Source organism: Colwellia meonggei (assembly GCF_057537295.1).
This window is the reverse complement of sequence record NZ_BAAJLZ010000001.1, coordinates 451,936-478,059: the sequence shown is the minus strand read 5'-3', so window position 1 is coordinate 478,059 and position 26,124 is coordinate 451,936. Positions and strand designations below refer to the sequence as shown.

Sequence of the window (26,124 nt, the reverse complement as noted above, 5' to 3'; positions counted from 1 at the left end):
CATCTTTTATGTCTGCGCCTTCTATTTTGCAACCAATTAATCACCCAACCTTCGCCAAGCATAATGTACAAGTTATGATAAAACGTGATGATAAACTTGATAATATTATTTCAGGTAATAAATGGCGCAAGCTCAAATATAATTTACAAGATATTAAAGCAACGGGAAAAAAAGGCATTATCACTTTTGGCGGTTGTTTTTCCAATCACATACATGCCACAGCTTTTGCCTGCTACCAACAAAAATTACCTGCTATTGCAATCATTCGTGGCGAAGCAAGTAACCAAAATAACTATACCTTAGCTTGGGCCAAACATTGGGGAATGAAGTTAATTTTTGTTGATCGAAAAACTTATCGTTTACGCGATGATGAAATATATTTACAGCACTTACAGCAACAATACCCTGACTACGCCATAGTACCAGAAGGGGGCAGCAATACTTTAGCATTAACTGGCGTTGCTGAGGTTATTGATGAGCTTAACCAACAAGCGACATTTGATACGTTAATGATCCCCGTTGGCAGTGGCGGCACACTTGCTGGATTAATTGTCGGCGATAAGGAACAACATAAACTACTTGGTGTCTCAGTGCTAAAGCAAGAAACATATTTAGAAAACCAAATTAGAAACTTGCTACCTGAACATGCAAAAGCATATAGCAACTGGGTGCTATTAAACGAATACCATTGTGGCGGCTATGCGAAATTTAGTCAGGACGATACTAACAAAATACGAGAATTTAGCATCGACACAGGTATTGATTTTGAACCGGTTTATTCAGGTAAAATGCTATTAGCACTTCTCAACCTTGTTGAGACAGGTTACTTTCCTGCCCAGCACCGTATTGTATTATTACATACTGGCGGCCTACAAGGATTGGCGGGTATGTTTGAACGCGGCATTCTTAATGCAGATGAATGGCCTTCGCTACCTGTGCCACCGGTTCGGTAAAAAAGTGCCCTTGCCCACCTTTAACGCCCAATTGCAATAAAGTACGCCATTCTGTTTGCTGTTCTACACCTAGGGCATAAATTGGAATATTTTTCGGTTCGGCTAAAGTTTTTAAGCTTTGAATAAACACCTGGTTTTCTGTTTTTTGATCAATATTTAGTACGATACTTCGATGCAGTTTCATCGCGTGAATAGGATAAAGATTTAAATAATTTGCACTAACCACATATTGGCCAACTTTATCGGCAATAATTTTTACGCCAGCACCACTTATTGTGTTTATTACAGGTGCTAATTCTCCACTATGGCTAACCAGCTGATATTCACTAATTTCGATCATTAATTGCCCTTTCAATTCGGGAAACCGCGTTATTATTTCCAAAAATGTCGAGACAAAATCAGCAGACAGGAGTGAATCAATAGAAATGTTAATACTACAACCATCATGTTGTTTTTTCTCATAGGCTAGTACCCGACAAACCTGTTCAAGAATGAGCAAATCAATTTTCACTGTTAAACCGCATTTACGTGCCATAGGTAAAAAAACTCGGGCACTTATCAAAGCCCCATCTTTATCTCGGACTTTTGATAGCACTTCATGATGTAAAACCTGCGCCGTATCACAAGCAATAACGGGCTGAAAAAATATAACAAAGGCATTACTATCAATTGCTGAGCTTAAAAACGTCCGCCATTTTAATGAGCCTTTGGTTTTTACGGCTTCCAATTCTCCTATTTCAAACATGAACCATTGTGATGGTCCTTGTAGCTGGGCCGTTCGTAATGCCATATCTGCCTCCGACATTACTTGATATGCCGCTTGGTCGTGGCCAAAGTAGCTAACTCCAATATGAATAAATTCCTCCTGATTAATACCAATAGGAAGCGTGACAGATTGTAAATTTTTTAATAGCCTTTCTGATAGCTTTTCAACTTCATTAATAAACACCCCCGGCAATAACACTGACAATTCAAAGTCACTTCGGCGCGCCAAAAAGTAATTAGGCTGGCCTTGCAGCCGTTGCTTTGTTACTTGAATAAGTAATGAGAGCAATGACATCGCTTGCTGATACCCATACAAGCTTTGTACTAATTCCAATTCTTCAAATTGGATTAATAAAACCGCCCCTTGAACATCTTCATCTTTCAAAAAGGCCTGTAAGCGGTTATCAAAAAACGCACGATTGCCAATACGCGTTTCCTGATCAAGTAACACACTTGCCCGAATATTTTGATCAGAAGAAATATCACTAACAACATTGTTATACAATTGCTGCTGCATACCTTGAATAGTAGTTAATATTTCATGGTGCTTTTCCTTACTAGCAACCGTTTTTATTTCGCTCACTTCACCACGAATAATTGCCAAATTAGCCCAGGATTTGAGCTTATCTAAGGTAGACAGTTCTGCTTGGTAGGCTCGCATAAATGTTTTTTTACTAGTAATAAAAGCAACAAAAAGTATGAATGACAAAAAAAGATAAATTGGAGACGTTAACAATAATAAATACGGTTGCTGAAAATTAATGTAATGATGGCTTTCGGAAAGTGCTATTTGTCGATAAAACAAATTCGTTTTCAATGAATTTTGAGGAAAGTCACTGATCGAATATAAGGACGAATTATTTAACTGAGTAATCGCTATGTTGTTAGCAAGAAGAAGCTCGACTTCATCATGAGTGTTATTTTGTTGTTGATAAACAGTTCCAAGCAAACAAAAACTAACAAGCAAATAAATACCAACAAAAATGCGTTTAAGTACCTGATTAGTAGTTTCTAGTAGATCTTTAACGGCTGACGACATATGTACTCCGCTTCTGAACTGTTATCACTCAAATAATCCTTTTTCACCAACCATTCACTCAAGTGTAGACGAAATTTTTCTCACAAGGTTTTAATATAAAACTAAATCAATCGACAAAACAACTGCATAGTACTATTTGTGATAAGTTCACAAGTACCTGGAGTATGGCACTTAGCTATAAAAAAACCCTGAACTCTTTGCAGAATTCAGGGTTTTTATTATACGTTTGCTAGTAGCTATTAAGCTTCAGCAATTACAACAACTTTAACTGTTGCATCTACATCTGTGTGTACGTGAATTACGATATCAAATTCACCAGTTTCACGGATGCTACCTAAAGGTAAACGTACTTCAGCTTTAACAACTTCAACACCAGCTTCAGTGATTGCATCAGCAATATCACGCGTACCGATTGAACCGAATAATTTACCTTCGTCACCTGCTTTAGAAGCGATAGTAACTTCAGCTAATTCAGTTAACTTAGCAGCACGAGCTTCTGCAGCAGTTAATTGCTCAGCAAGTTTTTTCTCTAAGTCAGCACGACGAGCTTCAAAGTGCTCAACGTTAGCTTTAGAGGCAAATACTGCTTTACCTTTTGGTAATAAAAAGTTACGAGCGTAACCAGATTTAACTGTTACCTTGTCACCAAGGCCGCCTAATTTGGCGATTTTATCAAGAAGGATTACTTCCATTTTCAAAACCCCTTATTAGGTTACTTATGTAAATCAGTATATGGTAATAATGCTAAGTAACGAGCACGCTTGATCGCACGACCAAGTTGACGTTGGTATTTAGCACTTGTACCAGTAATACGGCTAGGAACAATTTTACCACTTTCAGTGATATAGTTTTTTAGTACAGCTGTATCTTTATAATCGATTGCAGCAGCACCTTCCGCTGAAAAGCGGCAGAACTTACGACGTCTAAAAAAACGAGACATGGATTTCTCCTAAAATGGCTTAGTTTATTACTCCGATAATTGTCGGTTAAATAAAATAGCCTTAATTAAATCATTTCAATATGTTGGGCATGTAATACTAAAAGCGGATTACCGTTTCTAGATTCATGACGGTTAATAAAACCAGTCACTTTAACATTACAGCCTTCAATTAAATCACGAGTTAAGTGTGTTGACACATTGCCTGTTGCTACAACTTGTATTCGAACAAACGCTTGCCTGTTCATGCCAGCTTCATTTTGTATAGACTTATGGTCTATCGAAAACTGACAATGTTGAATACCTGCTGGGCTTGTTGACGTTTTAGGTGGCTTAACCACATGGCCGGTCAACACTAAGCAATTCTCTAAACTATTATTCATAGCATGAGACTGCGTCATTGGTTACTTATTCTTCGCTCGCAGCTTCTTCTGCTTTTGGTGCTTCAGCAGCTGGTGCAGCAACCTCTTTCTTCACTTCGCGACGCTCTTCACGACGGTCTTCTTTAGCAGCAGCCATTGCTGAAGCTTCAGTTACCGCGCCTTTAGTGCGCATGATCATGTTACGAATAACAACATCGTTATAACGGAAAGAAGTTTCTAATTCATCAATAACTGACTGTGGCGCTTCAATGTTCATAAGAACATAGTGTGCTTTGTGTAGTTTATTGATTGGGTAAGCTAATTGACGACGACCCCAGTCTTCAAGACGGTGGATGTTGCCTTCAGCATTAGTGATGATATCACTGTAACGCTGAATCATAGCTGGTACTTGTTCACTCTGATCAGGGTGAACCATAAATACGATTTCGTAATGACGCATTACGAGCTCCTTACGGTTGTAGCCTCATTATCTGGCTCAGCCAACACCAGTTGAGGCAAGGAACAAAAAGTTCAGGCTGAATTAAGGTCGCGTATTGTAGATAAAAGCAGCGGCGATAGCAAGACATTAATATTCCTACTATGTTTAAAGAGCAATTGCGCAAATAGAAATATCACCTACTAACAAAACTAAAACAAAACAAACCTGTTCACTTTTCATTCAACACACACGTTAAATACCAAAACCTTGTTAACAGAATGTGACATATGTCATGTTTTTATTGCATTTAAATAACCTAGCTTCTAGTTTAATAGTAACAAGGAAATATATTAGACAATAAATATAGTTAGATAAGGAACATCATATGCCTTCAAGGACACTATCTTTAAAAAATAAACTTTTAGTTTTGCTATCTGCAGTTATTTTCGGTTTGTTATTACTACTATTTACTACTAACTACTTTTCCTACCAAATTAAACAACTCCAGCAAGCAAAATCAACCGTACAGCAAATTGGAATAATTGCATTACAACTAAGACGCAATGAAAAAGACTTCATGCTACGAAAATTGCCTAAATATTTTGATAAACACGGCGATAATTTTTCACAGCTCAATAAAGAGTTAACTACATTAGCAAGTTTAAATGACAGCATAGGTGGTCATATTCCAATCGCACAGCTTAGTGAAAACTTTAGCCAGTACCGCGAAAATTTCACTGAGCTTGTTAATGCAATGAAGCTAAAAGGCTTAGATAAAGACTCCGGACGCTATGGGGAGCTGCGTCGCGCCACTCATAAGCTAGAAGATATTTACAAATCACTTAACGAGCCAACTCAACAAGTTACGCTCTTAACTATTCGCCGCCATGAAAAAGATTATATGTTACGTGGCGATAGCAATTACCTCGACAAATTAGCAACATCGGTTGCTACTTTAAAGTTCGACTCTCAGCATATTGCTAATACTGCAACGCTTATTGATGAGTACGAAAATGCCATAACAGCTTATAGTGCGATTGAGCAAAAAATAGGCTTAAAACAAGACAGCGGTATTAGAGGAGAAATGCGTACAGCTACCCATAATGCTGAAACATTGCTAAATAGAACCATTACCGAAACCAGTGCCTTTGTTGAGCAACAAGAGAATAAAGCCTTTTGGACATCACTTATACTATTTTTCGTCATATCTTCAGTGCTATCAGTATTTATTATCAAGCTTATTAAGATCATTATTTCCCCTATTAAGAGTGCAATAACAAATATAGAAGCGATTATCGAAGAACGAGATTTTTCAAAGCAAGTATTAAAAGAAACAGATGACGAATTCGGTAAAGTTATAGACGCAGTAAATAACTTTATTAAGTTTACTAATAAAATAAACTCAGCTGTTGAAGACCTGCGAAATGTAAGTGCGTCAGTTGAGCAAAACGCACAATCAACCCAAAAAAATTTACATCAACAGGCAATGAAAAACGAGCAAGTATCTGCGGCAACAGTACAACTAGACTGCTCGGCAGCAGAAATAGTTAATAGTACAGAGCGAACAGCCTCAACTGCAGATATAATTGCGCAGCAAGCAGAAGTTGGGCAACAACAACTTAATAACTTGAGTGACTTTTTAAGTACTAATGCTAACGAACTGATCGATTCAACCAAAGATATCGGCCAACTCGAAGAAAAGTGTCGCTCTATAAATGGCTTTATTGAAGAAATTAAAGGCATTGCTGAACAAACAAATTTACTGGCTTTGAACGCTGCAATTGAAGCAGCTCGTGCGGGTGAACAAGGAAGAGGCTTCTCAGTTGTTGCCGATGAAGTTCGTACTTTAGCCAATAGAACACAGACTTCTACAGAGCAAATTACTTATATTATTACTGAACTGCAGTCGATGACAATTAGAGCCGTAGAAAAAGTCAATCATTGTCGCGACGGTAGTATTGATAATGTCAAACAAGTAAAACAGTCGACTCAAACGTTAGGCGATATTATTTCAGAAGTAAATTCAATCCAAGAGATGACGGCTAATATCGCAGGGGCGATTAAAGAGCAAAGTGTCGCTATTCATGAAATATCTGAAAATATCACCGATATGAAAGGTGACAATGACGCCATGCTTACGCAAGCTCAACAAAGTGTAAAAACGTGCTCACTTGCCAATGAGAAAACCTTAAGTCTACTAACCTATAAGCTAAACACAAATAGCTAGCATGAAGAAAAATAAGCAGCTTTGATTTAAAGCTGCTTATTCATAAATTGGTATTTTTAAATTTATGCCTTAGTTTGTCATGCGTTGACGTACTATTTCAAATAAACAAATGCCCGTTGCCACTGAAACATTCAAACTTGACACTTCTCCTGCCATAGGTAACTTCACAAGTTGATCGCAATTCTCACGGGTTAAACGGCGCATACCTTTACCTTCTGCCCCCATCACTAATGCCATAGGTCCCGATAACTTCTCATCATAAAGGCAAGTATCGGTTTCACCAGCCGTACCGATAATCCAAACCCCCTTTTGTTGCAGAGTTTTCATGGTTCTTGCCAAGTTTGTTACTTGCACTAACGGCACAGTTTCTGCGGCACCCACGGCAACTTTACGTACAGTTGCTGTTATGCGAGCCGCATTGTCTTTTGGTACGATAATGGCTTGAACACCAGCGGCATCGGCATTTCGTAAACAGGCACCTAAGTTATGAGGGTCAGTAACACCATCAAGAATTAATAAAAATGGCGCTTGCTGTTTACGTTCAGCTACCGCAAGAATATCGTCTATGTCCGCCTCCGTGAAGGTTTTACCTGGCTTTACGCGAGCAACAACACCTTGATGCTGTTCACCGTCACTCTTATCATCAAGCACTTTACGGTTAGCCATTTGTGTAGCAATGCCATACTGGCGAGCCAAATTTATAATCGGCATTAACCGATCATCTTCACGACCCTTTAATAACCATAATTCAATAAATCGTTCTGGCGCATGTTCCATTAATGCTTTAACGGCATGAATACCAAATACTAACTCTTCTTGCTTTGCCATAAATATTTTCGCTATTACTTTTTAAATGAAGCTATTGGCAGAAATCGAAGTAACTGCCAGTGACTGAAATGAAATTTAATACTTACTGATTTTTTGCCTTTCGCGCATTCTTACCAGGCCTCTTTTTCCGAGCTTTGCGTTTTTTAGCTTTGGCTGTGGTCGACTTATCAGTTTTTTTCTGCTCTTTTTTGGTCGATTTTTTTTCGGAGCTTTTTTTCTTATTACGCCCTTGAGGTGCTTCTTGTGCTTGAGCCGAAAATTTACCCGTGCCTTTTTTACCGGCCCTGCTCTTTGAGTTTTTATCTGATCGTCGTCCGGCAGGTAATGGTTTAGCACGCTTTAATACCGTACCGTCGCCCGCTAACGCTAGATCAATTTTCTTTTCATCTAAGTTAACCGCGGCAACTTGGACTTCAATAGTATCTCCAATACGGTATTTTGCACCAGTATTCTCACCTGACAAACACATACGAACATCATCAAAATGATAATAATCATGCCCTAAAGAAGTGATATGTACTAAACCTTCAATATGTAAATCAGCTAAGCGTACAAAAAGCCCAAAGTTAGTAACCGTTGAAATAACACCGGTAAAAGTTGCTCCCACATGATCTTGCATATATTCACATTTTAGCCAATCGGAAACATCGCGAGTGGCATCATCGGCACGTCGCTCGGTCATTGAACAATGTTCTCCAAGTTCAATTACCGCTTCCGGTGAATAACTATGTCCACCAACGTTGGCATCACTTTGAGCCTGTTCATCCAAAATAGCCTTAATAACGCGATGCACAACTAGGTCAGGGTAGCGACGGATGGGAGAGGTAAAGTGGCTATATGAAGGCAGAGCTAAACCAAAATGACCAATATTATCGCTCTGATAAACCGCTTGGCGCATTGAGCGCAATAACATCGTTTGAATTAACTCTTGATCTGCACGCCCAGAAATTTTTTCTAAAATATGGCAATAATCGCTTGGCTCTGGTTGAGCTTTTCGCTCTCCCATTGATGACATATCAAGTCCAAGCTCACTGACATAACTCATAAAATTATTGTACTTTTCTTCACTAGGCTTATCGTGAACACGGAACAAGCCTGGCTTGCTATGTTTTTCAATAAACTTAGCCGTAGCCACATTGGCTAGAATCATACACTCTTCAATTATCTTATGGGCATCGTTGCGAACCAAAGGCACAATTGAATCAATTTTTCTTTCCTGATTAAATAAAAACAATGATTCTGTCGTTTCAAATGCAATAGCACCGCGTACTGTACGCGCTTTGGTTAACGCCAGGTACATTTCATTAAGATTTTCTAAATCAGCCACTAAGGGTTGATATTCAGCTCTTAGTGCTTCGCGAGATTCTTTATCGGTTTGTTGCGGATTTACGCCCAGTATGGTCGCCACTTTACTGTAAGTAAAACGAGCTTTCGAGCGCATTACTGCAGGATAAAATTTAGAACCAGAAAGCTTACCTGCTGCACTTATGGTCATTTCACAAACCATACATAAACGATCAACATTAGGATTTAACGAACATAAACCATTCGAGAGTTTTTCCGGCAGCATTGGAATAACTTGGCTTGGGAAATAAACAGAGTTACCACGAGAAATGGCTTCATCGTCTAAAGCAGTTTTTGGCCGAACATAATAACTAACATCAGCTATGGCAACCCATAAACGCCAGCCACCACTAGCTTTAGGCTGACAATAAACAGCATCATCAAAGTCACGAGCATCTTCACCATCAATGGTTACCAATGGCAAATCACGCAGATCAACGCGGGGGACTTTTGCTGACTCTTCCACCTCATCAGCAATTACCACAACCTCTTCTTTTACTTCTGCTGAAAATTGATAGGGTAAATCATGCTCTCGCAAGGCAATATCAATTTCCATACCGGGAGCCATATGCTCACCCAATACTTCGACAACTTTACCAACTGCATTTGACCGTTTAGTTGGTCGTTGGATAATTTCTACCACCACCACTTGACCGTGGCGAGCACCTGATTTTTTATCGGGTTTGATTAGAATATCTTGTTGAATGCGTGCGTCATCAGGCACTACACAGGCAATATGATGGTCAACATAGTACCGACCAACAACTCCCGACTTTCTCGGCTCTATAACATCAAGAATTTTAACTTCTTTGCGACCTTTTCGGTCAGTACGGTCAAGTAAAATGGCTTCTACAACATCACCATGAATAACCCGTTGCATTTCATGCGAAGAAATAAATAAATCTTTTGAGCCATTGTCTGGGGCAAAAAAACCAAAGCCATCACGGTGACCAATAACTTTCCCTGTTAAGACATTGCTACGAGAGGCAATAGCGTATTGTTTAAATTTATTAAACACAATTTGACCACTATTTTCCATCGCTCGAAGGCGACGCTTTAAGCCAACCAACATATCATCATCTTGATAATTAAGTTGCTTTACTAAGGCTTTAAAAGTAGGCGGGATATTGGATTTTTCAATCAACGATAAAAGTAGCTCTCGGCTAGCTACTGGTTTTTCGTATTTGTCAGCTTCTCGCTGTTGGTGTGGGTCGTTTTCGGTCACATTTATTCAATAATGGTTTTTTGTTAAGTATATCGTAGATTAACGTTATACCCAAACCTCGGCACAATGACAGACTGATCATTCGCAAACGAATAAGTGCCGATTATACGACTAATATTTTCCTTTCTTAGCGGCATTAACTACCCGCTCTGGCATTTTATCTGCCAATTTAGCTAATTGCATAGCAATATTCTTATGTTGCTTTTTATCATCGGTTACCGATTGATGCAGTTGCACATATAGTTGTGGAAAATCTAGCGGGCTACCATCGCCAGCTAAATAAATATCTGCCAACCGCAACTGCGCTTTTAAATTATTTAAAGCCGCTGACTCTTTCAAAAATATTATCGCTTGATTAACGTCAATTTGAACGAATTTGCCAATATGATAATAACGGCCCATTTGTTCTAACGCTTCTGATAAGCCTTGGTCAGCGGAAGCTTGCATATAATGCAGACCCAATGGCACATCTTTTTTTACACACACGCCATAAGCGAGCATATCACCCCATAAAAACTGATAAGACGGCATTTTTGACTTTACTGCTCGTGCTTCAATGTCTTGCACCAACTGACAATCATCGATCACGACCTGACTTAAATGCTTATTCTCTTTAATTAAATCGAGTAATACGTTGTCACTATATATTTGTACTGCTGTTAACTCAGCAGCCGATGCATTGAAAAAATTAGCCGATGCTAATAACACTGCCAAAACTAAACGTTGCATATTGCCTCTTCGTAAAGTGAAATATCTCACTGAATAACCTTATATCGTCATATCGCACTAAAATCTTAGTGATAATATCCTATTATTTATCAAGCTAACAATTTGCCGATAGTCCTAATATCTAATTATTGTTATGTAGAAGCAAAATTAGTACCAAAATACGGCTATTAGACAAGTTTGCTGTTAATTTGCCAACAGTAAGATACCAAGCTTGCACTTATCCAGAGAAAACATCACAATGAATAAAATTTGAGCAGGCAGAGTGTCGCACGTGTCAAATATCCAACAGTTGATTGAAAACTCAAAAGTTAACGAAAGCATAGCCCGTAAGCTATTCGAAATTGAAACAGAAATATTAGCCTGTCAATCAAGTGAAGAACTGCTGCAACAACTGCTGGGTTTAATTCAAGAAAAATTTCAATTGTCTGGCATTTCACTATTGCTTGCCGAGCCTACACCTCTTAGTTACTTAATTAACGGTAATTTGCAGTCAAATTGGCACCAAAAAAATACCAAACAAATTTCGGTAAAAAAACTAGCTCAACTGCATATTAATAAAAAACCATTTTTAACTAATGAATTAACACAGCTTGATCAGTTTTTACCAAAGAACTTACTGCGCGGTGCCAAGTCTGCCGCCCTCACACCTTTGTCATTAGAAGGTAAACTATTTGGTAGTTTATTATTTACCGATAAAGCGTCTACTCGTTTTCATAATAAATTAGGTACCTTTCATTTAGAGCAGTTGGCAGTAAAAGTTAGCCTATGTTTATCTAATGTTTTGATACGCGAACAACTTGAATATATGGCACATTATGATCGTTTAACCGGCGTTGCCAATCGACGTTTGATGGAAGTTTGTATCAGTGAAGAACTTATTCGCCAACGACGATACGGTGTGCCATTTTCGGTATTGTTTATTGATTGTAATAAATTTAAAGCGGTTAACGATACTTATGGCCACGACTGTGGCGACAAAGTACTGGCATACGTTGCCACACAACTACAAGAACTGGTGCGTGAAAACGACAAATGTTTTCGCTACGCAGGCGATGAATTTGTCGTAGTACTTGCTAGCCAAACACTACCCGAGGCAGAGCAAGCAAGCGATCGACTATGCGACTTTTTTGTCAATAACCCAATGCCATATCAAAATATGCGTTTACCGATAACAATTAGTTGTGGCGCGGCGGCAAGCGATGGCCAGCAAAGTATGGATGAATTACTAAAAGCTGCCGACAAAAAGCTCTATGCAAATAAAAAATCCCAGAACGGTATGGTATTTAAATTATAGTGTTGTAATGATGAATTAATAACAACGCCAGCGTTCGCCTATACTTAACAATACTGGCGGTTAACTCTACTTATTATGATCATAGAAGTTAGCATCAAAGAATTAAAAAAAGGTCACTTTGTTGTCGATATTGTTAAACAACAAGGTTGCTATAACTTATCCCGCGCTGGTCATATCAAAAACAATAAAACCATAACAGCATTAACGTTGAAAGGTGTTGAGTCAGTGCTAGTCGACACCACTAAAAGCATTGCAGAGGCACTGACAGCTGCGCCTTCTGCGCCAATTGAGTCAACAGGGCCTGTAATTCTAGAGGTTACTAAAGCAAAAAAACTTTTTAATGCTTCAAAACGAATACAACAACAGGTTTTTCTCGATGTTCAACAGGGCCACCCAATTAATATTGCGCCCATTATTGATGTAACAAATGAAACTATAGCGGCAATATTTAAAAACCCTGACACCTTAGCTTGTGTTATTAACATTCGTAATAAAAATGAATACCTACTTGAGCACTCGGTCTCAGTTTCAATTCTTATGACCATTTTTGCTCGCTTTTTAAAAGTTGAGAGAAGTGTCATTCAACAACTTGCTATAGGTGCATTTTTACATGACGTAGGCAAAATTAAGATAGCTGATAATATATTAAACAAGGCGGGGAAATTATCTGCAAGCGAATACAAAATTATTCAACAGCACGTAAATCATTCAATTGATATTATCAAAGCAACACCTGAAATTTCTGCAATTAGCTTAGAAGTAGCAGCACAACACCATGAACGAAACGATGGTTCGGGTTACCCACTACAATTAAAGCAAGATAACATTTCAAACTATGGAGCCATGATTGCAATTTGTGATGTTTTTGACGCACTAACAGCTGACCGTTGCTATAAAGATGGTTACAGTCAAATTAAAGCTTTTAGTGTGCTTCGAAATTTAGCGCGGCAAGGAAAGTTAATGCCACGGTTGGTTGATTTATTTATTAAATGTTTAGGTGTCTACCCAGTTGGAACATTGGTCGAGCTAAGCTCACACCGATTAGCGATTGTTGAAAGCCGTAATCAAGATGATCCCATAAATCCAAAGGTTCGCAGCTTCTACAACATAGATCGTCACCATTACACCTTAGCTAAAGATATTGATTTAGCAAAAGAAGCTGACTTTATTGTTCGTGGCGTTAAAGCTAATGACTTTGATTTAGATATGAATAGAATTATTGAATTTTTGCTAATGCAAGGTTAGTAAAAATTATCAACGGAAATAAACGTTAGTAACGTTAATTTAACCCTACCTAGTCTTAACAATTAAAAGTAAGCAAAAAAACCTTTAGCATATGCGCTAAAGGTTTTTCAATAACAATAGGTTATTAAACTAACTTAATACAGCTGCTAAGCAGCTGAGTCAATCGCTTTAATATCAAGAGGCTGTGCTTGTTTACGCGCTTGTTTTTTCACTTTACGAATATCACGTAATGCTAATAAACAGGGTGTTAAAATCAACGTTAAAACGGTAGCGAAGGCTAAACCACCAGCAATGGCCGTTGCCAACTGATTCCACCATTGTGTTGATGGTGCACCAACAACTGCGGTTCTGTTGAAGAAGTCTAAGTTAACCTGCAATACCATAGGTAATAAACCTAAAATAGTGGTAACAGTTGTTAGCATTACCGGTCGCAAGCGTTGAGCACCAGTACGTAATATTGCATCGATTACCGCATACCCTTCTCGACGTAAGACATTGTAGGTATCAATTAGAACAATATTATTATTAACAACAATACCGGCGAGAGAAATAACGCCAATGCCACCCATAACAATACCAAAAGGCTTTTGTACTAAAAATAACGCTAGAAATACGCCAACAGTAGAGAAAATAACAGCACTAAGGATCAAGAATGCTTGATAAAAGCTATTAAACTGCGTTACCAGTATTATCGCCATAACAAACAAAGCAATACCAAAAGCTTTTACTAGGAAGTCTTCTGATTCTTGTTGATCTTCATTTTGACCTTTTATGGCAATTTCAACTGATGGGTCGATACCCAATTCAGGGAACTGTTCTTGTAAGAGTGGCAATTCTTTCACCAACTGCGCACCCGGTATTAAATTCGCTTTAATACTGACCACTCGTTTGCCGTCCATACGGCGAATACTATCAATTTTAGGTGCCGCACTGCGCTCAACAAAGCTACTAACCGGTACTAAGCCCGCTGAAGTTTTTAAACGTAAGGTATCAAGGCGTGAAATATTGCGTTTGTCTTCTGGAAAACGCACACGAATATCAAGCTCATCATCAACATCATCTGGTCGATATTCACCTAGTTTCAGGCCATTAGTTACCATTTGTACCGTAGAGCCTACTAGTGCAGCATCAGCACCATATGTTGCAGCTAAACTTCGATCAATTTGCAACTGCCATTCAATACCTGGCTTAGAGCCTGTATCTTCGATATCAGTAAACTTATCGTGGTTATGCAATGCTGTACTTATAATACGAGCTGATTCATTCAATTTATCAGGAAAGCGTGAACTGAGCTCAATAACTAAATCTTTACCGTTTTGTGGGCCATCTTCATTTTTTCTTACTTCAATTTCAACGCCGGCTAAGTCATCCGTTCGCTTGCGAATATCTGCGATAACTTCATCCGCGGTACGTCTAAACTGCCAATTGGTAAAGTTAACTTGAAAAGTACCAATTTGATCATTACCACCTGTGCGAGTGTATAAGGTTTTAATTTCAGCTAAATCTAAAATACGGTCTTCAATAGAAACCATAATTTCATCTTTTTCTTTAATCGATAAATCACCATGTGAACGCACTACCATAGTGGCGCTAGATGGCTCAATTTCAGGAAAGAATATGGCTCCTAAACCTGAAGCACCATAGATAAATATTACAAACACCGACATTGCTAATGTCCCTGCTAATATTTTCCAAGGATGATTAATTGCTGATCTTAAAACACGAACATACTTGCCAGTGAAACCGGTAAGCTGGGTTAAATCCCCTTCTTCAGCCTGTTCCATTTGCTGCTGTTCTTTAGTACTTACTTTGCGCGACTTACCAATAATGCTACCAATAGTCGGCACAAATATCAGAGCCATTGCTAATGACGCCGTTAACACGGCTATCAGAGTGATCGGCAAGTACTTCATAAATTCGCCCATTATGCCTGGCCAAAACATCAAGGGTGCAAAAGCTGCTAAAGTTGTTGCCGTTGAAGCAATAATAGGCCACGCCATACGTCGAGCGGCTAAGCCATAGGCCTGACGTTTAGTTTTACCTTCATTGAGTTCTCGGTCGGCGAACTCAGTAACAACTATCGCGCCATCAACCAACATACCAACCGCCATGATTAAACCAAAAAGTACTACGATATTGACGGTTAAACCAGCAATCGCTAACACTAAAATGCCGGTTAAGAAAGCACCAGGAATAGCTAAACCAACCAGTAACGCTGTGCGAGAACCTAAGGTAGCAATAATTACAATTACAACTAATAAAACAGCTGACAGAACGTTATTTTGTAAATCATTTAGAGTGTCTTGTACGTCAATTGATTGATCACCGACATAATCAACAAATACTTGATTTGGCCAACGTTGACGTTCAATTTCAATCAATGCTTTAACTTTGGCAACCGTGTTAATGATATTTTCACCAGAACGCTTTTTAACTTCTATGGCAACTGAACGTTCACCATTTAAACGAGCGAAAGAGCTTGGATCTTTATACGCTCTGCGTACCGTTGATACATCCTGAAAGGTAATAACCTTGTCACCATCAACTTTAATCGGCAGTTCTAGTAAGTCTTGTATTGTTTCAAATACCGACGGTACTTTAATAGCAAAACGTCCTTTACCCGTATCCATAGTTCCTGCAGGCACTAAACGGTTATTACGCTCAACAAGATTATAAATATCGTTCTGGTCTAAGCCATAGCTTTCCATCAATAATGGGTCAACTATGATCTCAACCATATCTTCTCGATCACCACCAATATCGACTTCTAAGACTTCTTGCAGTGCCTCAATTTTATCTTTTACATCGCGTGCAATTGTTAACAGTCCACGCTCAGTTACCGCGCCCGATAGAATCACAGTGATGGCAGGGTTCTGATTAGCCATAGTAACTTCGTGTACTTCTGGCTCTTCTGACTCAGATGGGAGTTTCGCTTTCGCTAACGTTACTTTATCGCGAACGTCAGCAAGCGCTTCTTTTGGATCTAATCCAGCAATAAACTCAAGATTAATGGAAGCATGACCTTCACTTGCAGTCGCAGACATTTCTTTAATGCCCGCTATCGACTTAAGCTCTTTCTCCATTGGCCGAATGAGCATACGCTCCGCATCTTCGGGCGAAATGCCGTCATGCACAATAGAAACATAAATATTAGGAATAGTTATGTCTGGATTTGATTCTTTTGCAATATTTGCATAGGTAATTGCCCCTGAAATTAGCAATAATACAAATACCATTAACACCGAACGTGTGCGGGTTAATGCTGCATCAATAAGTGTTAGCATATACTTTTACCTTATTCGCTTTTACTAGCTAATGCTGAGTTAGCATTCGAATTAGTAGAAAATATAGCGTCGACTTCATCACCAGCTCTAACAAAACCTTGCCCTAGTATAATAATATCGGCCTGTTCACCTAACCCTGACAACCAAATACCATCCTTTTCACTTTTAACGATGTTTATCGGTGTAAATTTAACATGAGAGTTTTCCACTGTTTTAACACCAATATTGCCTTCTTCGTCTAATGCTAAAAGTGCCGGAGAAACCTTAATAGCATGAACATGGTTTAAGCTGATATTAACTTCACTGCTTAATCCTGCTAGTAATTTACTATCACTATTTGCTAGCGCCACCTCTATTTTAAAAGTGTTAGTTGCATCATCTGCAACACTGGCAATATAACGCACTTGACCTGATAAACTTTCTTTATGAAGTAATCGCACTTGGGCATTTTGACCAACCATTAATTGGCTGATATTGTTTTCGCTTACATGTGCACGAACGACTAAAGGATCAAGATCAGCAATCATGGCAATATCATCGCCACTTTGCACATAATCACCTTGCTCTACATAACGTGTGTTCAGTACGCCATCAAAAGGAGCGCGTATTACGGTATTAGCTATATCAATATTCAAACGTTTAATTTGCGCTTTTACTGCTGCAAGGTTTGCTGCCGCACTACTAACCTGTACTTTTCCTTGATAACCGTCGGCACTTAACTTTAATGCGCCTTGATGTTCGATTTCCCGTTGCTTTAACAACGCTTTTGCTTGCGTTAGTTGTGATTCAAGATCATTAATTTCCAACTCAACAATAACTTGTCCTTGCTTCACTTTCGCACCACGTTTTGCCAAAACCTGTGCAATTTGTCCTGAGATCTCCGCTTTCACTGTAGTTACACGATCAGGCTCTGTACGCCCGTATAGAGCAACAGAGTCACTAATAGTTTCGGCAAACTTAGTTGCTACTTTCACTTTTGGAATAATCACGCTATGTTGCGTTTTTTCATTGGGAATTTCTTGCGCTTGCATTAAACCCGATGTCATCCACAATACCAGTGCTAAGGTGATAACAATCGCTATGATATATGGACGTTCGGCTAACCATTCGCGACGCTGACTTACGGTACTCATAATTCTTCCTAAATATTTTTATTTAACTGACACTTGTTGGTCATATTGCCGATAATAATACAGTGCTATCGGCTCTGCGTCTTGTCTAGCTTTGCAACAAAACGTTAACCAAGCGCGGTTTTCAGATGCCTTTTAAAATGACTTTGCTATAAGCTTAGTTGTATCAACCATCTTTTCTGACATCACTTCTTGCCACCAAGGTGCAGTTGGTTTTGGCTCTGCTAGTATAACTGCCTCACCAAATTTCGGTGTTAACAGTGAAACATTTTGCTGCTTGGCAAGCGCACTAATTTGCTCAAATGGTTCATACCAATCATGAAGCGCTAGATCAAAGGTACCATTGTGTACAGGGATCATATGCAGCCCATCTAAATCAAGATGTGCTTGTAGGCTTTGCTCTGGTGTCATATGAATTTCACGCCAAAGTTCATTATATGCACCTGTCTCTATCATGGTGTAATCAAATGGGCCAAAACGTTGGCCAATTTCTTTGAAGCCAGAAAAATAACCACCATCACCACTATAAAAAAGTTTAGTGTCGTTATGCTCTATCACCCAACTTGCCCACAACGTATCATCTTTATCAAATAAACCTCGTCCAGAAAAGTGCTGTGCCGGTGTTGCTGTAATATTAATCGCACCTAGCTCTTGGCTTTGCCACCAGTCAAGTTCAACAATTTTTTCCTTTGAAACGCCCCAATCACGTAAATATTGTCCAACTTTCAAAGGGGTAAGAAAAACGTCTACTTTATCCGCAAGTTCCTTCACTGCGGCTTTATCTAAATGATCATAGTGGTCATGGCTAATAATAACGGCTTTTATATTGGGTAAATCATTTATACTTATCGGCGGCTGATGAAAACGCTTTGGTCCAGCCCATTGCACCGGAGATGCTCGATCACTAAAAACAGGGTCAATTAAAATAAACTCTTGGTTAAGCTTTATTAGTAATGTTGAATGCCCAAGACGAAAAATAGCATCATGCTCATCAGCTTCTAAACTCGAAGAAGTTAACTTTGTAACAGGAATACGACTCTTCGGCACAGCTTCTTTACGTTCAACTCGCCAATACTCTTTCGCAATATTCCAAATATTAGCTAGGGAGCTTTGATAGTTTATTTCACTATTTTGAAATTTGCCTGATATTTGCACACTTTCATTTACTCTACTATCACCTGCAACTGATACCAATGACATAACTATGCCTCCCAAAGCAATTATCGATAAAAATTTATTCATATTTCACACACAAAAGTAAACTACACGGTGCAGTTTAAAATATAAAATTTGAAAAGTAAACTACTCAGTGTAAAATAGAGAAATAGCTAGTTTGGAAGTCATTTATGGAAACTGAAAAAAAATCTCGCAGTGAAATAAAACGTGAAGCGATTATTGCAGCAGCAAAGAAAGCTTTTAAAGAATTCGGTGTTCAAGGTACTAGCATGGATAAACTAGCTGAATTGGCGCAAGTTTCGAAACGCACGGTTTATAACCATTTTGCTACCAAAGAAGCATTACTAATGTATTTAGTGGCAGAGCTATGGCAAAAAGCTGAAACACAAGTCAATGTGGAATATCAACAAGGTACAATGCTGAAGCCTCAACTTGTCGCTTTACTCAAAGCCGAAATAGACTTTATTTGTGCAGAAGAACATATGGACGTTACAAAAGTTGCCATTGGCCACTTTTTCTATAATTCAGAAGCGCTACAAAAGGAGTTTGAAAAAATATCTTGCCAAGAAAATGCCATTATTCGTTGGCTAAACTGTGCAATTGAAGACAGAAAATTAGCAATAGAAGATGTCGATTTTGCTAGCGACCAACTACACGGTTTGATTAAGGCACGCTGCTTTTGGCCACAATTGTTTCAAATGGAAGATGGGCTCAGCGAAGAGAAACGTCAATTTTTAGCTCGAGAAACTGCTGAAATGTTTTTAGCTAGGTATCAAGTGCTTTCATAAGACTTGAGACAATTGATAAATAAAAAACCAGCCTAAGAGCTGGTTTTTTTTATTTTATAAATTAATGCAATTACTTATCTAGCTTTTTAAATCGACGAAGACTCTCGTATGCCCAGTTTTCCTCAGCATATTTCACTCTATATCCATATTGAAAAGTATAGTCACTACCGTCAACCGACAATAACTTATAGCTTCTAATAACAAATCCTAAGCCATTTAACGCATCCGCTTTTGCTTCGGCGTAGCAAGCGTCGAAATCAAGATCGTTACTGTAGGCATTTGGACAGTCATATGAATTAATAAAAGAAATACTTCCATCCTCTTCAAGCTTCCAAAAATCGTTCAATTCATCACCACCAAAATAAGAATTGTCACCTCGTCCATTTGCGCCAATTTTCATATCAGCATAACTTGAGTTACCAAAAAATGACTGATATTGAGTTTCGAATTGGCCAATATATTTTTCAGCATTTAGATTATTTTCTGTTACCTCGGAAAATTCATAAATAGATGTGCGAGTTTCAATACCGTCTTCTTCAAAAGTTAGTGATAAACCTAGCTTACCGTTAGGTAAAGTGTAAAATTGATGAGCCCGTGTATTTCCATCTATAGTTACCATTAAAATTCCACCATCTTTCGACCATGAAAAATTTTGCGTGATTGGGCTATTCTCGCCAGCTACTTTTAGTTTTGTTTCCCCGTCTTTATCGCTAGTAAACTCAAAAACACTTGCACCACCTCGATAATCAACACCGTCAATATTTGTTGAAATTATAGGTAACAGTCTAGCTGCATAACTTGTATTTAAACTTAAGTTAACTTCATTATTTTCTGATATTCCATTCAGAACATCGTAAGTAAACTTAGGCTCCAACACATACTCTAGATTATTGTAATTCTTATATTTTGAAGGCTCAACATCCGTTAATAATTCAGCGTGATATAAAACTTTTACAATAGCAACCCCTGATGATATTGACTGCAGCTCGATGTTATCAACAATAACATCAAACATTAATTCTTCTTCTTGGTTAGTATCAAAATTATAAAAGCTACCCTTTTTATCTTCGAGCAATTTATTGGAAGAAATAAATGAAATCTCATAATGATCTGATTTATCTATTAAGTTACCTTCAATAGTAAAAAATGTACCATATGAAGTACCACCTAAAGAAATGTCTTCTACAGTTACTCCAATATTAGCAACACCATCATCCATGTTAACAACAGAAAGCGTGTTATATGCTGCCTGAGGTATATTAATAAAGTTCTCATAAACAAATTCATTTGACTGCTCTTTAGTGAGGTTGACGTATTGACGTACACCGTCTTCTATATCTATCTCAACTCTCAATTTATCGCCTTCTTGTGCAAGTAATGCAACTTCCATGAAGTCAGTAATTCCACAACTCGAATTACAACCCGGCTGCTGAAGGTTAACAGCAATTGTGCCATCAAGATCCCACGAATGAGGTACAAGCTTATTATCAGAAAAATATAAACCCTTAGCGTTTTCAAAGAAGGTAAGTGATAATCCACCATTTTCACTCGTTGACCATGTGCCTGCTAGTTCCTGTTCAGTTAAATCGACATGTTGCCACTGCGCAGGGTTATCAACTACATCAACAATAAATACGTACTGTGAACTTGCTTTACCATCAGACAAAGTTAACGCTAGTTCATAATTTTGAATATCAAAGAAATCTGGCTCAATTGTCATGGTTACTTGATTGTTATTACTGAGTTCAAAACTCAACCACTGTGGTTGTTCCGCAATAGTTAAGGTCAATGAATCATTCTCATCATCTGCAATATCAAATACCGCTATGGTTTTTTGCATTGCTTTAGCATCAGCGGTAAATGTGCCGCTCATCGTTGGTGCAGTATTAGGAGTTGGAACAGGGGCTGGCGCTTTAGAAGAAGAACCTCCTCCACAAGCAGATAATAAAACTAAAATAAATAGTAGGGGGGTAAATTTAATCAAAATTTAATTCCATTTAATGTGTGTAGAATGTATAAAATTCAGAGTATTATAAGGAATTCAATACAAATGTATAGTCGGCTGGTGTTAGTACATTTGTAATAATTAAAAGAAAAAAGCCGACATTTTGTCGGCTTCTTAATAATAAGTTATACGATATGATTATTAATCATTAGATCGAAAAAGATGATCCACAACCACATGTTGTACTGGCATTTGGGTTATTCACTAAAAAGCGACTACCTTCTAAACCTTCAATATAATCAACTTCGCCATCAACTAAATATTGTAAGCTCATTGGGTCAATAACCATAGTGACACCTTTTTTCACTATCGTCATATCGCCGTCATTAACCTTCTCGTCAAAGGTAAAGCCGTACTGAAAGCCAGAGCATCCGCCACCGGTGACATAAACGCGTAGTTTTAAGTCTGGGTTTTCTTCTTCCGTGATTAGCGACAATACTTTAGTCGCTGCGGCGTCAGAAAATTTGATTGGTAATTCAGGATTTGACATAAAACTCTACTTAATACGAATGAACTAGGACAATTATCTTAAACTTGACTGTTTTAATCAAGTATTATGGTGAACTCTGATCAATATTTTCTAAGCTTTTTTGCCAAGAGTAACTTTGATCAATCCGATTATAAGCTTGCCATTTTCCTTTTGGTAACACTGCGGCAACTTCTATTTTTTCGGCAATAAAGTTTTCAGGTAAGGTCAATTCACCGCTAATAATTTGAAAATATTGAAAACTAAATGATAAATCTTTTTTGTTGAGGGATGAAAGTTCAGTTAATGGAATATTCACAGGCTTGCCATTTAAACTACCGGTAAGTGATAACTCAACAAATCCTTTAGCATAGCGTTTGCGTAGTAACTGCTGTACTAGCACAACCTGAAAGCGATAATGATTAGGACTTTCAGTTTTAGTCAAATTCACGCCATCAATCACTAAGCCATTGGCTTGCTTTTCTGGTGCCATTACTTTTTCATAAAATGCTAGCTCTTTTTTAACTTGAAAGTGCTCTTGTTCCATTAACTTTAAGGTTTTTTGGCTACGTTGATTAGCCATACGCTCCACTTCAAGTTCCACTTCTAAAGTGTTAATACGTTGAGATTTTTCAACAAGTTTTTGGTAAAGCGTATCAAGGCGAGACTTTTGCTGTGCTAAAGTTTGTACTTGATAGCCGTGATAATAGTTACCCATTCGATAACCAGAAAATAATGCTATAACAATAATTGCGACTAAAAGAATAGCCGAACGAAAAGCCCCTAAACGCGTTACAACAGTACTGAGATTTATTTTTGCTAACCAATTCATTTGAAAAGTATTATGATATCCAAAAAAGCCTGTAAATTCGCATGGTTAAAATGATAATAATATGAAAACATTAATCCAGCTAAAAAAGCGTTTAGCTATGCCACAAACATCTTGGCAGCTTTGCTTACTTGCCGCTGTTGGCGGTTTAGCGTCGGCTATGCTCGTCGTTTTGTTTGTATTTGCCACTGAAGGCATTCAATCATTTTATTTGAGCGAAAAAGACGACTATAGCAGCTTAAGTTCACTAAGTCGTTTTCAATTACCAATTATTGGTGCGGTAATCATTCTATTTTTTGCTTGGTTAACGGGTTATAAATATATCCGCACTGGTATTCCCTTCGTTCTTCATCGCCTGAAAATTGCTAATGGCGTTATGCCATTACGAAACACCATCAACCAATTTATTGGCAGCACTATTGCCCTTGCTAGTGGTTTTTCGGTTGGGCGAGAAGGGCCTGCAGTGCATTTAGGCGCGGCTTGTAGTAGTTATATTGGTAACAAACTTAACCTACCCTATAACGCTATTCGTAGTCTAAGTGCCTGCGGAATTGCCGCTGGTATTGCTGCGTGTTTCAATACCCCCATTGCTGCTGTGTTGTTTGTTATGGAAGTTATTTTACGTGAATATAAAGTACATATTTTTATTCCAGTAATGATTGCAGCTATTGTTGGCTCTATGACAACCAGCAGTATTTTTGGCCCCGCCCATGAATTTGAATATTTCACTACCATTACCTTAAATAGCCAACATTACCCTACACTTGTGATCTTGGGCTTAGTATTGGGCGTTATTGCTTTTGGCTTTAACCGCTATTTAGTAATGATTATTAAACATAGTGCTCGCTTTCATATTGTGCCACGCATATTAACAGCAGCATTGATCAGCGGAATTTTAGGTTATTTCGTGCCATTTGCTATGGGCACAGACTTAAGCGCAATAGACTTTTCATTGCAACAAAACCCCGAGCTGCAATTACTGCTTGGCTTACTGATTGCAAAAATACTGATGACCATTACCGCGTTAGGACTTGGTATTCCTGGCGGTATTATTGGGCCAATTTTAGGTATTGGCGCCATCGTTGGCACATGCGTTTCAATTGTTGCGGTACACTTTTTACCAATTGACTTTCAAGCCAGTGATTTTGCGCTAATGGGCATGGCAGGTTTTATGGCCGCAACGCTCAATGCTCCGCTTGCCGCATTACTTTGTGTAGTAGAAATGTCGAATCAAATTGAAATAATTGTACCGGCAATGGTCGTGATCACTAGCTCTTGTATTTCTTCGGGACAATTTTTTCGTAACCGTTCAATATTTATTATGCAGTTAGAAGTTCAAGGACTCGCTTATCGACGCCCTCCTATTGAAAAATCTTTGCAACGCGTAGGGGTAATGGGTGTTATGCAAGAGAAAATAACCCTAATAGCCGATAACGACAATAAAACCATAAGCGAAAAAATATCAAGCCAGACACCTCATCAGCCAGTGATCATTAAGAAAACCAACACTCAAGGTGAACAGGAGTTTATTTGGTGTCAGGCAGAAGAACACCATAAAAATACCAACCAAAACTTACTGACTAGGCATAAATTAATTCCGCTGAACCATCAATCAACTTTAGCAGAAGCTTATTTGCTGTTAGTTAGAGAAAGAGCTGGAGGTGTGTATATATATCAAAACAATTCAAATGATATTATGGGTATAATTACCTTTGACGCGATACGTACATACTTATTAAAAGGAAAAACTCAATAATGGCAACCATTCTTTGGCTGAAAGCATTTCATGTAATTTTTATGGTGGCTTGGTTTGCTGGGATTTTTTATTTACCTCGCATTTTTGTTAATCATGCGGAATCATCAGAGCCTTTAGTGCATCAACAATTAAAAGGTATGGAACGACGACTTTTAATGTTTGTGACTCCATTTGCACTATTAACTTTGGTGCTAGGAATTAGCATTATTTATCACTATGGCTATGCTTGGTTTGCTGCAGCTAAATGGTTACACATAAAAATAACTTTAGTCATCATTCTTTTAGCCTATCACGGCTACTGCTTTAAATTGGTGAAAACTTTTGCTGAAGATAAAAATATCCGCTCAGGAAAATTTTATCGTATTTTTAATGAAGTTCCAGTCATCATTTTATTTGTTGTTATTATTTTAGCCTATGTAAAACCTTTTTAATTCAATGGAAATAGGCTAACCAAAGGGACTTTTTATTAAGAATTTCTCTACTTTTCTCTGATAAAAGAGGGTTTTCCAAAGAAAAGATTTTTCGCTGTGGTAAATTTGCTTTCACTAATATATCTCGTGTAACTGAGTGATGGTAAAAGAATTCATCGAATGCGCCAGAGTCAATAATACTATCAAAGCCATATTGGATACGTTTAGCTAAGCGAGTATTTTTTTTGCTAGTAAAAAAATACATAGGCGCGGGATACTTTAATAAAAAGTGCCCCTCAACGATAAACTTTTCATTATTGGCAATTTCTAACCAAGGCTCATGAAGTGCACGTGGAAAATAATCAAAACGATGTTTATCGAGCATAGTTAACATTGAAAATGCACTACCTTCTATCACGTCAAAGCCGTTGTGACGCAAAATGTCACTGTCTGGCCAATCGTAGCCTTGCCCTGCCGATAACGTTTTTAACTCGTTAAGCGTTAAATTTGGGGAAAATATAGCGTTATCTTCTCGACGAATAATTGCAATACGCGCTCCCATTAACCCTTTTAATACAGGAATATAAACAGCTTGCAGTTCTTGCTCCAGTGATTTTGATGTCATTCGCCATGTTACATCGATGGCTTTACCTTGTCGCACCATGATCGACGTTCGCCCTTGCGACATTTCTAATGTAACGGGGATAAGTTGGTAATCGCCAAATTTATCACGAGAAGCATCTAAAATAAGGTTCAGTAGGTCAATATAATAACTTTGTTTCGGGTCAGGATGCAGTTTAGAGATATTATAGCGAACCATATCATTCGCTGCTGACATGGCACTTACCATCAACATTGCAATAAAAATGAAATAGTTTGAAAAGTTTCGCATA

The 26,124-nt window shown here is 38.2% G+C and carries 22 protein-coding genes; 7 read left to right on the top strand and 15 right to left on the bottom strand.

Annotation, left to right across the window (positions count from 1 at the left end; translation table 11 throughout):
- The first annotated feature begins 8 nt into the window (after positions 1-8).
- Positions 9-953, top strand: a complete 945-nt coding sequence (locus tag AC27E9_RS02220) for a 1-aminocyclopropane-1-carboxylate deaminase/D-cysteine desulfhydrase (RefSeq protein WP_487126842.1) — start codon at positions 9-11, stop codon at positions 951-953.
- Here the strand turns inward: AC27E9_RS02220 and AC27E9_RS02215 are convergent.
- The 5 genes from AC27E9_RS02215 to rpsF all read right to left on the bottom strand — a co-directional run bounded on the left by AC27E9_RS02215 (position 907) and on the right by rpsF (position 4,516).
- On the bottom strand, positions 907-2,757 hold the full coding sequence (locus AC27E9_RS02215) for an EAL domain-containing protein (RefSeq protein WP_487126840.1): 1,851 nt from the start codon (positions 2,755-2,757) through the stop codon (positions 907-909). The two genes, AC27E9_RS02220 and AC27E9_RS02215, sit on opposite strands and share 47 nt — an antisense overlap.
- Before the next feature lie 239 nt (positions 2,758-2,996).
- A complete protein-coding gene (gene rplI / locus AC27E9_RS02210; RefSeq protein WP_487126838.1) occupies positions 2,997-3,449 on the bottom strand; it encodes a 50S ribosomal protein L9 in 453 nt (150 codons plus the stop codon).
- A 20-nt stretch (positions 3,450-3,469) separates the two neighbouring features.
- A complete protein-coding gene (rpsR, locus tag AC27E9_RS02205; protein WP_077283912.1) occupies positions 3,470-3,697 on the bottom strand; it encodes a 30S ribosomal protein S18 in 228 nt (75 codons plus the stop codon).
- Positions 3,698-3,762: 65 nt separating this feature from the next.
- Complete coding sequence (gene priB / locus AC27E9_RS02200) at positions 3,763-4,095, bottom strand: primosomal replication protein N (RefSeq protein ID WP_487126837.1); 333 nt, start codon at positions 4,093-4,095, stop codon at positions 3,763-3,765.
- A gap of 7 nt (positions 4,096-4,102) precedes the next feature.
- Positions 4,103-4,516 carry a 30S ribosomal protein S6 gene (gene rpsF / locus AC27E9_RS02195; RefSeq protein ID WP_487126835.1) on the bottom strand — a complete coding sequence of 138 codons (414 nt, stop codon included), beginning with the start codon at positions 4,514-4,516 and terminating at the stop codon, positions 4,103-4,105.
- Between the two features lie 364 nt (positions 4,517-4,880).
- Between rpsF and AC27E9_RS02190 the strand changes: the two genes are divergently transcribed.
- Positions 4,881-6,722, top strand: coding sequence for a methyl-accepting chemotaxis protein (locus tag AC27E9_RS02190; RefSeq protein ID WP_487126833.1), 1,842 nt, complete (start codon positions 4,881-4,883; stop codon positions 6,720-6,722).
- 69 nt (positions 6,723-6,791) lie between these two features.
- Here AC27E9_RS02190 and rlmB read toward each other — a convergent pair whose 3' ends face one another.
- The 3 genes from rlmB to AC27E9_RS02175 all read right to left on the bottom strand — a co-directional run bounded on the left by rlmB (position 6,792) and on the right by AC27E9_RS02175 (position 10,848).
- Entirely contained in the window at positions 6,792-7,550 is a 759-nt protein-coding gene (gene rlmB / locus AC27E9_RS02185) for a 23S rRNA (guanosine(2251)-2'-O)-methyltransferase RlmB (protein WP_487126831.1), read from the bottom strand.
- An 82-nt stretch (positions 7,551-7,632) separates the two neighbouring features.
- Positions 7,633-10,119 carry a ribonuclease R gene (rnr, locus tag AC27E9_RS02180; RefSeq protein ID WP_487126829.1) on the bottom strand — a complete coding sequence of 829 codons (2,487 nt, stop codon included), beginning with the start codon at positions 10,117-10,119 and terminating at the stop codon, positions 7,633-7,635.
- 111 nt (positions 10,120-10,230) lie between these two features.
- Complete coding sequence (locus tag AC27E9_RS02175) at positions 10,231-10,848, bottom strand: tetratricopeptide repeat protein (protein ID WP_487126827.1); 618 nt, start codon at positions 10,846-10,848, stop codon at positions 10,231-10,233.
- 271 nt (positions 10,849-11,119) lie between these two features.
- Between AC27E9_RS02175 and AC27E9_RS02170 the strand changes: the two genes are divergently transcribed.
- Together AC27E9_RS02170 and AC27E9_RS02165 are read left to right on the top strand one after the other, a co-directional pair.
- Entirely contained in the window at positions 11,120-12,142 is a 1,023-nt protein-coding gene (locus AC27E9_RS02170; RefSeq protein ID WP_487126825.1) for a GGDEF domain-containing protein, read from the top strand.
- A 75-nt stretch (positions 12,143-12,217) separates the two neighbouring features.
- The gene (locus tag AC27E9_RS02165) at positions 12,218-13,387 is read left to right on the top strand and encodes a cyclic di-GMP phosphodiesterase (protein ID WP_487126823.1); all 1,170 of its coding nucleotides are present in this window, start codon (positions 12,218-12,220) and stop codon (positions 13,385-13,387) included.
- A gap of 146 nt (positions 13,388-13,533) precedes the next feature.
- Here AC27E9_RS02165 and AC27E9_RS02160 read toward each other — a convergent pair whose 3' ends face one another.
- The 3 genes from AC27E9_RS02160 to AC27E9_RS02150 all read right to left on the bottom strand — a co-directional run bounded on the left by AC27E9_RS02160 (position 13,534) and on the right by AC27E9_RS02150 (position 19,001).
- The gene (locus AC27E9_RS02160; protein ID WP_487126821.1) at positions 13,534-16,671 is read right to left on the bottom strand and encodes an efflux RND transporter permease subunit; all 3,138 of its coding nucleotides are present in this window, start codon (positions 16,669-16,671) and stop codon (positions 13,534-13,536) included.
- 11 nt (positions 16,672-16,682) lie between these two features.
- Positions 16,683-17,804, bottom strand: coding sequence for an efflux RND transporter periplasmic adaptor subunit (locus AC27E9_RS02155; protein WP_487126820.1), 1,122 nt, complete (start codon positions 17,802-17,804; stop codon positions 16,683-16,685).
- 132 nt (positions 17,805-17,936) lie between these two features.
- Positions 17,937-19,001 (bottom strand): MBL fold metallo-hydrolase, encoded by a 1,065-nt coding sequence (locus AC27E9_RS02150; protein WP_487126818.1) that lies wholly within the window; start codon positions 18,999-19,001, stop codon positions 17,937-17,939.
- 146 nt (positions 19,002-19,147) lie between these two features.
- On the opposite strand from AC27E9_RS02150, the gene AC27E9_RS02145 reads away from it, so the two are divergent.
- The gene (locus AC27E9_RS02145) at positions 19,148-19,765 is read left to right on the top strand and encodes a TetR/AcrR family transcriptional regulator (protein ID WP_487126816.1); all 618 of its coding nucleotides are present in this window, start codon (positions 19,148-19,150) and stop codon (positions 19,763-19,765) included.
- Positions 19,766-19,835: 70 nt separating this feature from the next.
- On the opposite strand, the gene AC27E9_RS02140 is transcribed toward AC27E9_RS02145, so the two are convergent.
- From AC27E9_RS02140 to AC27E9_RS02130, 3 genes are all read right to left on the bottom strand, one after another.
- Positions 19,836-21,749: a hypothetical protein gene (locus AC27E9_RS02140; RefSeq protein ID WP_487126814.1), complete on the bottom strand. Its 1,914-nt coding sequence runs from the start codon at positions 21,747-21,749 to the stop codon at positions 19,836-19,838.
- A 169-nt stretch (positions 21,750-21,918) separates the two neighbouring features.
- A complete protein-coding gene (erpA, locus tag AC27E9_RS02135) occupies positions 21,919-22,260 on the bottom strand; it encodes an iron-sulfur cluster insertion protein ErpA (RefSeq protein WP_487112568.1) in 342 nt (113 codons plus the stop codon).
- A gap of 64 nt (positions 22,261-22,324) precedes the next feature.
- Complete coding sequence (locus tag AC27E9_RS02130) at positions 22,325-23,068, bottom strand: DUF6776 family protein (protein ID WP_487126812.1); 744 nt, start codon at positions 23,066-23,068, stop codon at positions 22,325-22,327.
- Positions 23,069-23,129: 61 nt separating this feature from the next.
- Here AC27E9_RS02130 and AC27E9_RS02125 point away from each other — a divergent pair, with 61 nt between their 5' ends.
- Both AC27E9_RS02125 and hemJ read left to right on the top strand, forming a co-directional pair.
- Positions 23,130-24,821, top strand: coding sequence for a chloride channel protein (locus AC27E9_RS02125; RefSeq protein ID WP_487126810.1), 1,692 nt, complete (start codon positions 23,130-23,132; stop codon positions 24,819-24,821).
- On the top strand, positions 24,821-25,252 hold the full coding sequence (gene hemJ, locus AC27E9_RS02120) for a protoporphyrinogen oxidase HemJ (protein ID WP_487126808.1): 432 nt from the start codon (positions 24,821-24,823) through the stop codon (positions 25,250-25,252). The genes AC27E9_RS02125 and hemJ overlap by 1 nt, the downstream gene beginning before the upstream one ends.
- 1 nt (position 25,253) lies before the next feature.
- Here the strand turns inward: hemJ and AC27E9_RS02115 are convergent, their stop codons facing one another.
- Positions 25,254-26,123, bottom strand: a complete 870-nt coding sequence (locus AC27E9_RS02115) for a hypothetical protein (protein ID WP_487126806.1) — start codon at positions 26,121-26,123, stop codon at positions 25,254-25,256.
- Position 26,124: the final 1 nt, after the last annotated feature.

What these genes read in the sequence shown, in the direction of transcription:
- AC27E9_RS02220 (WP_487126842.1), top strand. Translation starts at nt 9, where the DNA reads ATGTCTGCGCCTTCTATTTTGCAACCAATTAATCACCCAACCTTCGCC.
- AC27E9_RS02215 (WP_487126840.1), bottom strand. Translation starts at nt 2,757, where the DNA reads ATGTCGTCAGCCGTTAAAGATCTACTAGAAACTACTAATCAGGTACTT.
- rplI (WP_487126838.1), bottom strand. Translation starts at nt 3,449, where the DNA reads ATGGAAGTAATCCTTCTTGATAAAATCGCCAAATTAGGCGGCCTTGGT.
- rpsR (WP_077283912.1), bottom strand. Translation starts at nt 3,697, where the DNA reads ATGTCTCGTTTTTTTAGACGTCGTAAGTTCTGCCGCTTTTCAGCGGAA.
- priB (WP_487126837.1), bottom strand. Translation starts at nt 4,095, where the DNA reads ATGACGCAGTCTCATGCTATGAATAATAGTTTAGAGAATTGCTTAGTG.
- rpsF (WP_487126835.1), bottom strand. Translation starts at nt 4,516, where the DNA reads ATGCGTCATTACGAAATCGTATTTATGGTTCACCCTGATCAGAGTGAA.
- AC27E9_RS02190 (WP_487126833.1), top strand. Translation starts at nt 4,881, where the DNA reads ATGCCTTCAAGGACACTATCTTTAAAAAATAAACTTTTAGTTTTGCTA.
- rlmB (WP_487126831.1), bottom strand. Translation starts at nt 7,550, where the DNA reads ATGGCAAAGCAAGAAGAGTTAGTATTTGGTATTCATGCCGTTAAAGCA.
- AC27E9_RS02175 (WP_487126827.1), bottom strand. Translation starts at nt 10,848, where the DNA reads ATGCAACGTTTAGTTTTGGCAGTGTTATTAGCATCGGCTAATTTTTTC.
- AC27E9_RS02165 (WP_487126823.1), top strand. Translation starts at nt 12,218, where the DNA reads ATGATCATAGAAGTTAGCATCAAAGAATTAAAAAAAGGTCACTTTGTT.
- AC27E9_RS02160 (WP_487126821.1), bottom strand. Translation starts at nt 16,671, where the DNA reads ATGCTAACACTTATTGATGCAGCATTAACCCGCACACGTTCGGTGTTA.
- AC27E9_RS02155 (WP_487126820.1), bottom strand. Translation starts at nt 17,804, where the DNA reads ATGAGTACCGTAAGTCAGCGTCGCGAATGGTTAGCCGAACGTCCATAT.
- AC27E9_RS02150 (WP_487126818.1), bottom strand. Translation starts at nt 19,001, where the DNA reads ATGTCATTGGTATCAGTTGCAGGTGATAGTAGAGTAAATGAAAGTGTG.
- AC27E9_RS02145 (WP_487126816.1), top strand. Translation starts at nt 19,148, where the DNA reads ATGGAAACTGAAAAAAAATCTCGCAGTGAAATAAAACGTGAAGCGATT.
- erpA (WP_487112568.1), bottom strand. Translation starts at nt 22,260, where the DNA reads ATGTCAAATCCTGAATTACCAATCAAATTTTCTGACGCCGCAGCGACT.
- AC27E9_RS02130 (WP_487126812.1), bottom strand. Translation starts at nt 23,068, where the DNA reads ATGAATTGGTTAGCAAAAATAAATCTCAGTACTGTTGTAACGCGTTTA.
- AC27E9_RS02125 (WP_487126810.1), top strand. Translation starts at nt 23,130, where the DNA reads ATGAAAACATTAATCCAGCTAAAAAAGCGTTTAGCTATGCCACAAACA.
- hemJ (WP_487126808.1), top strand. Translation starts at nt 24,821, where the DNA reads ATGGCAACCATTCTTTGGCTGAAAGCATTTCATGTAATTTTTATGGTG.
- AC27E9_RS02115 (WP_487126806.1), bottom strand. Translation starts at nt 26,123, where the DNA reads ATGCGAAACTTTTCAAACTATTTCATTTTTATTGCAATGTTGATGGTA.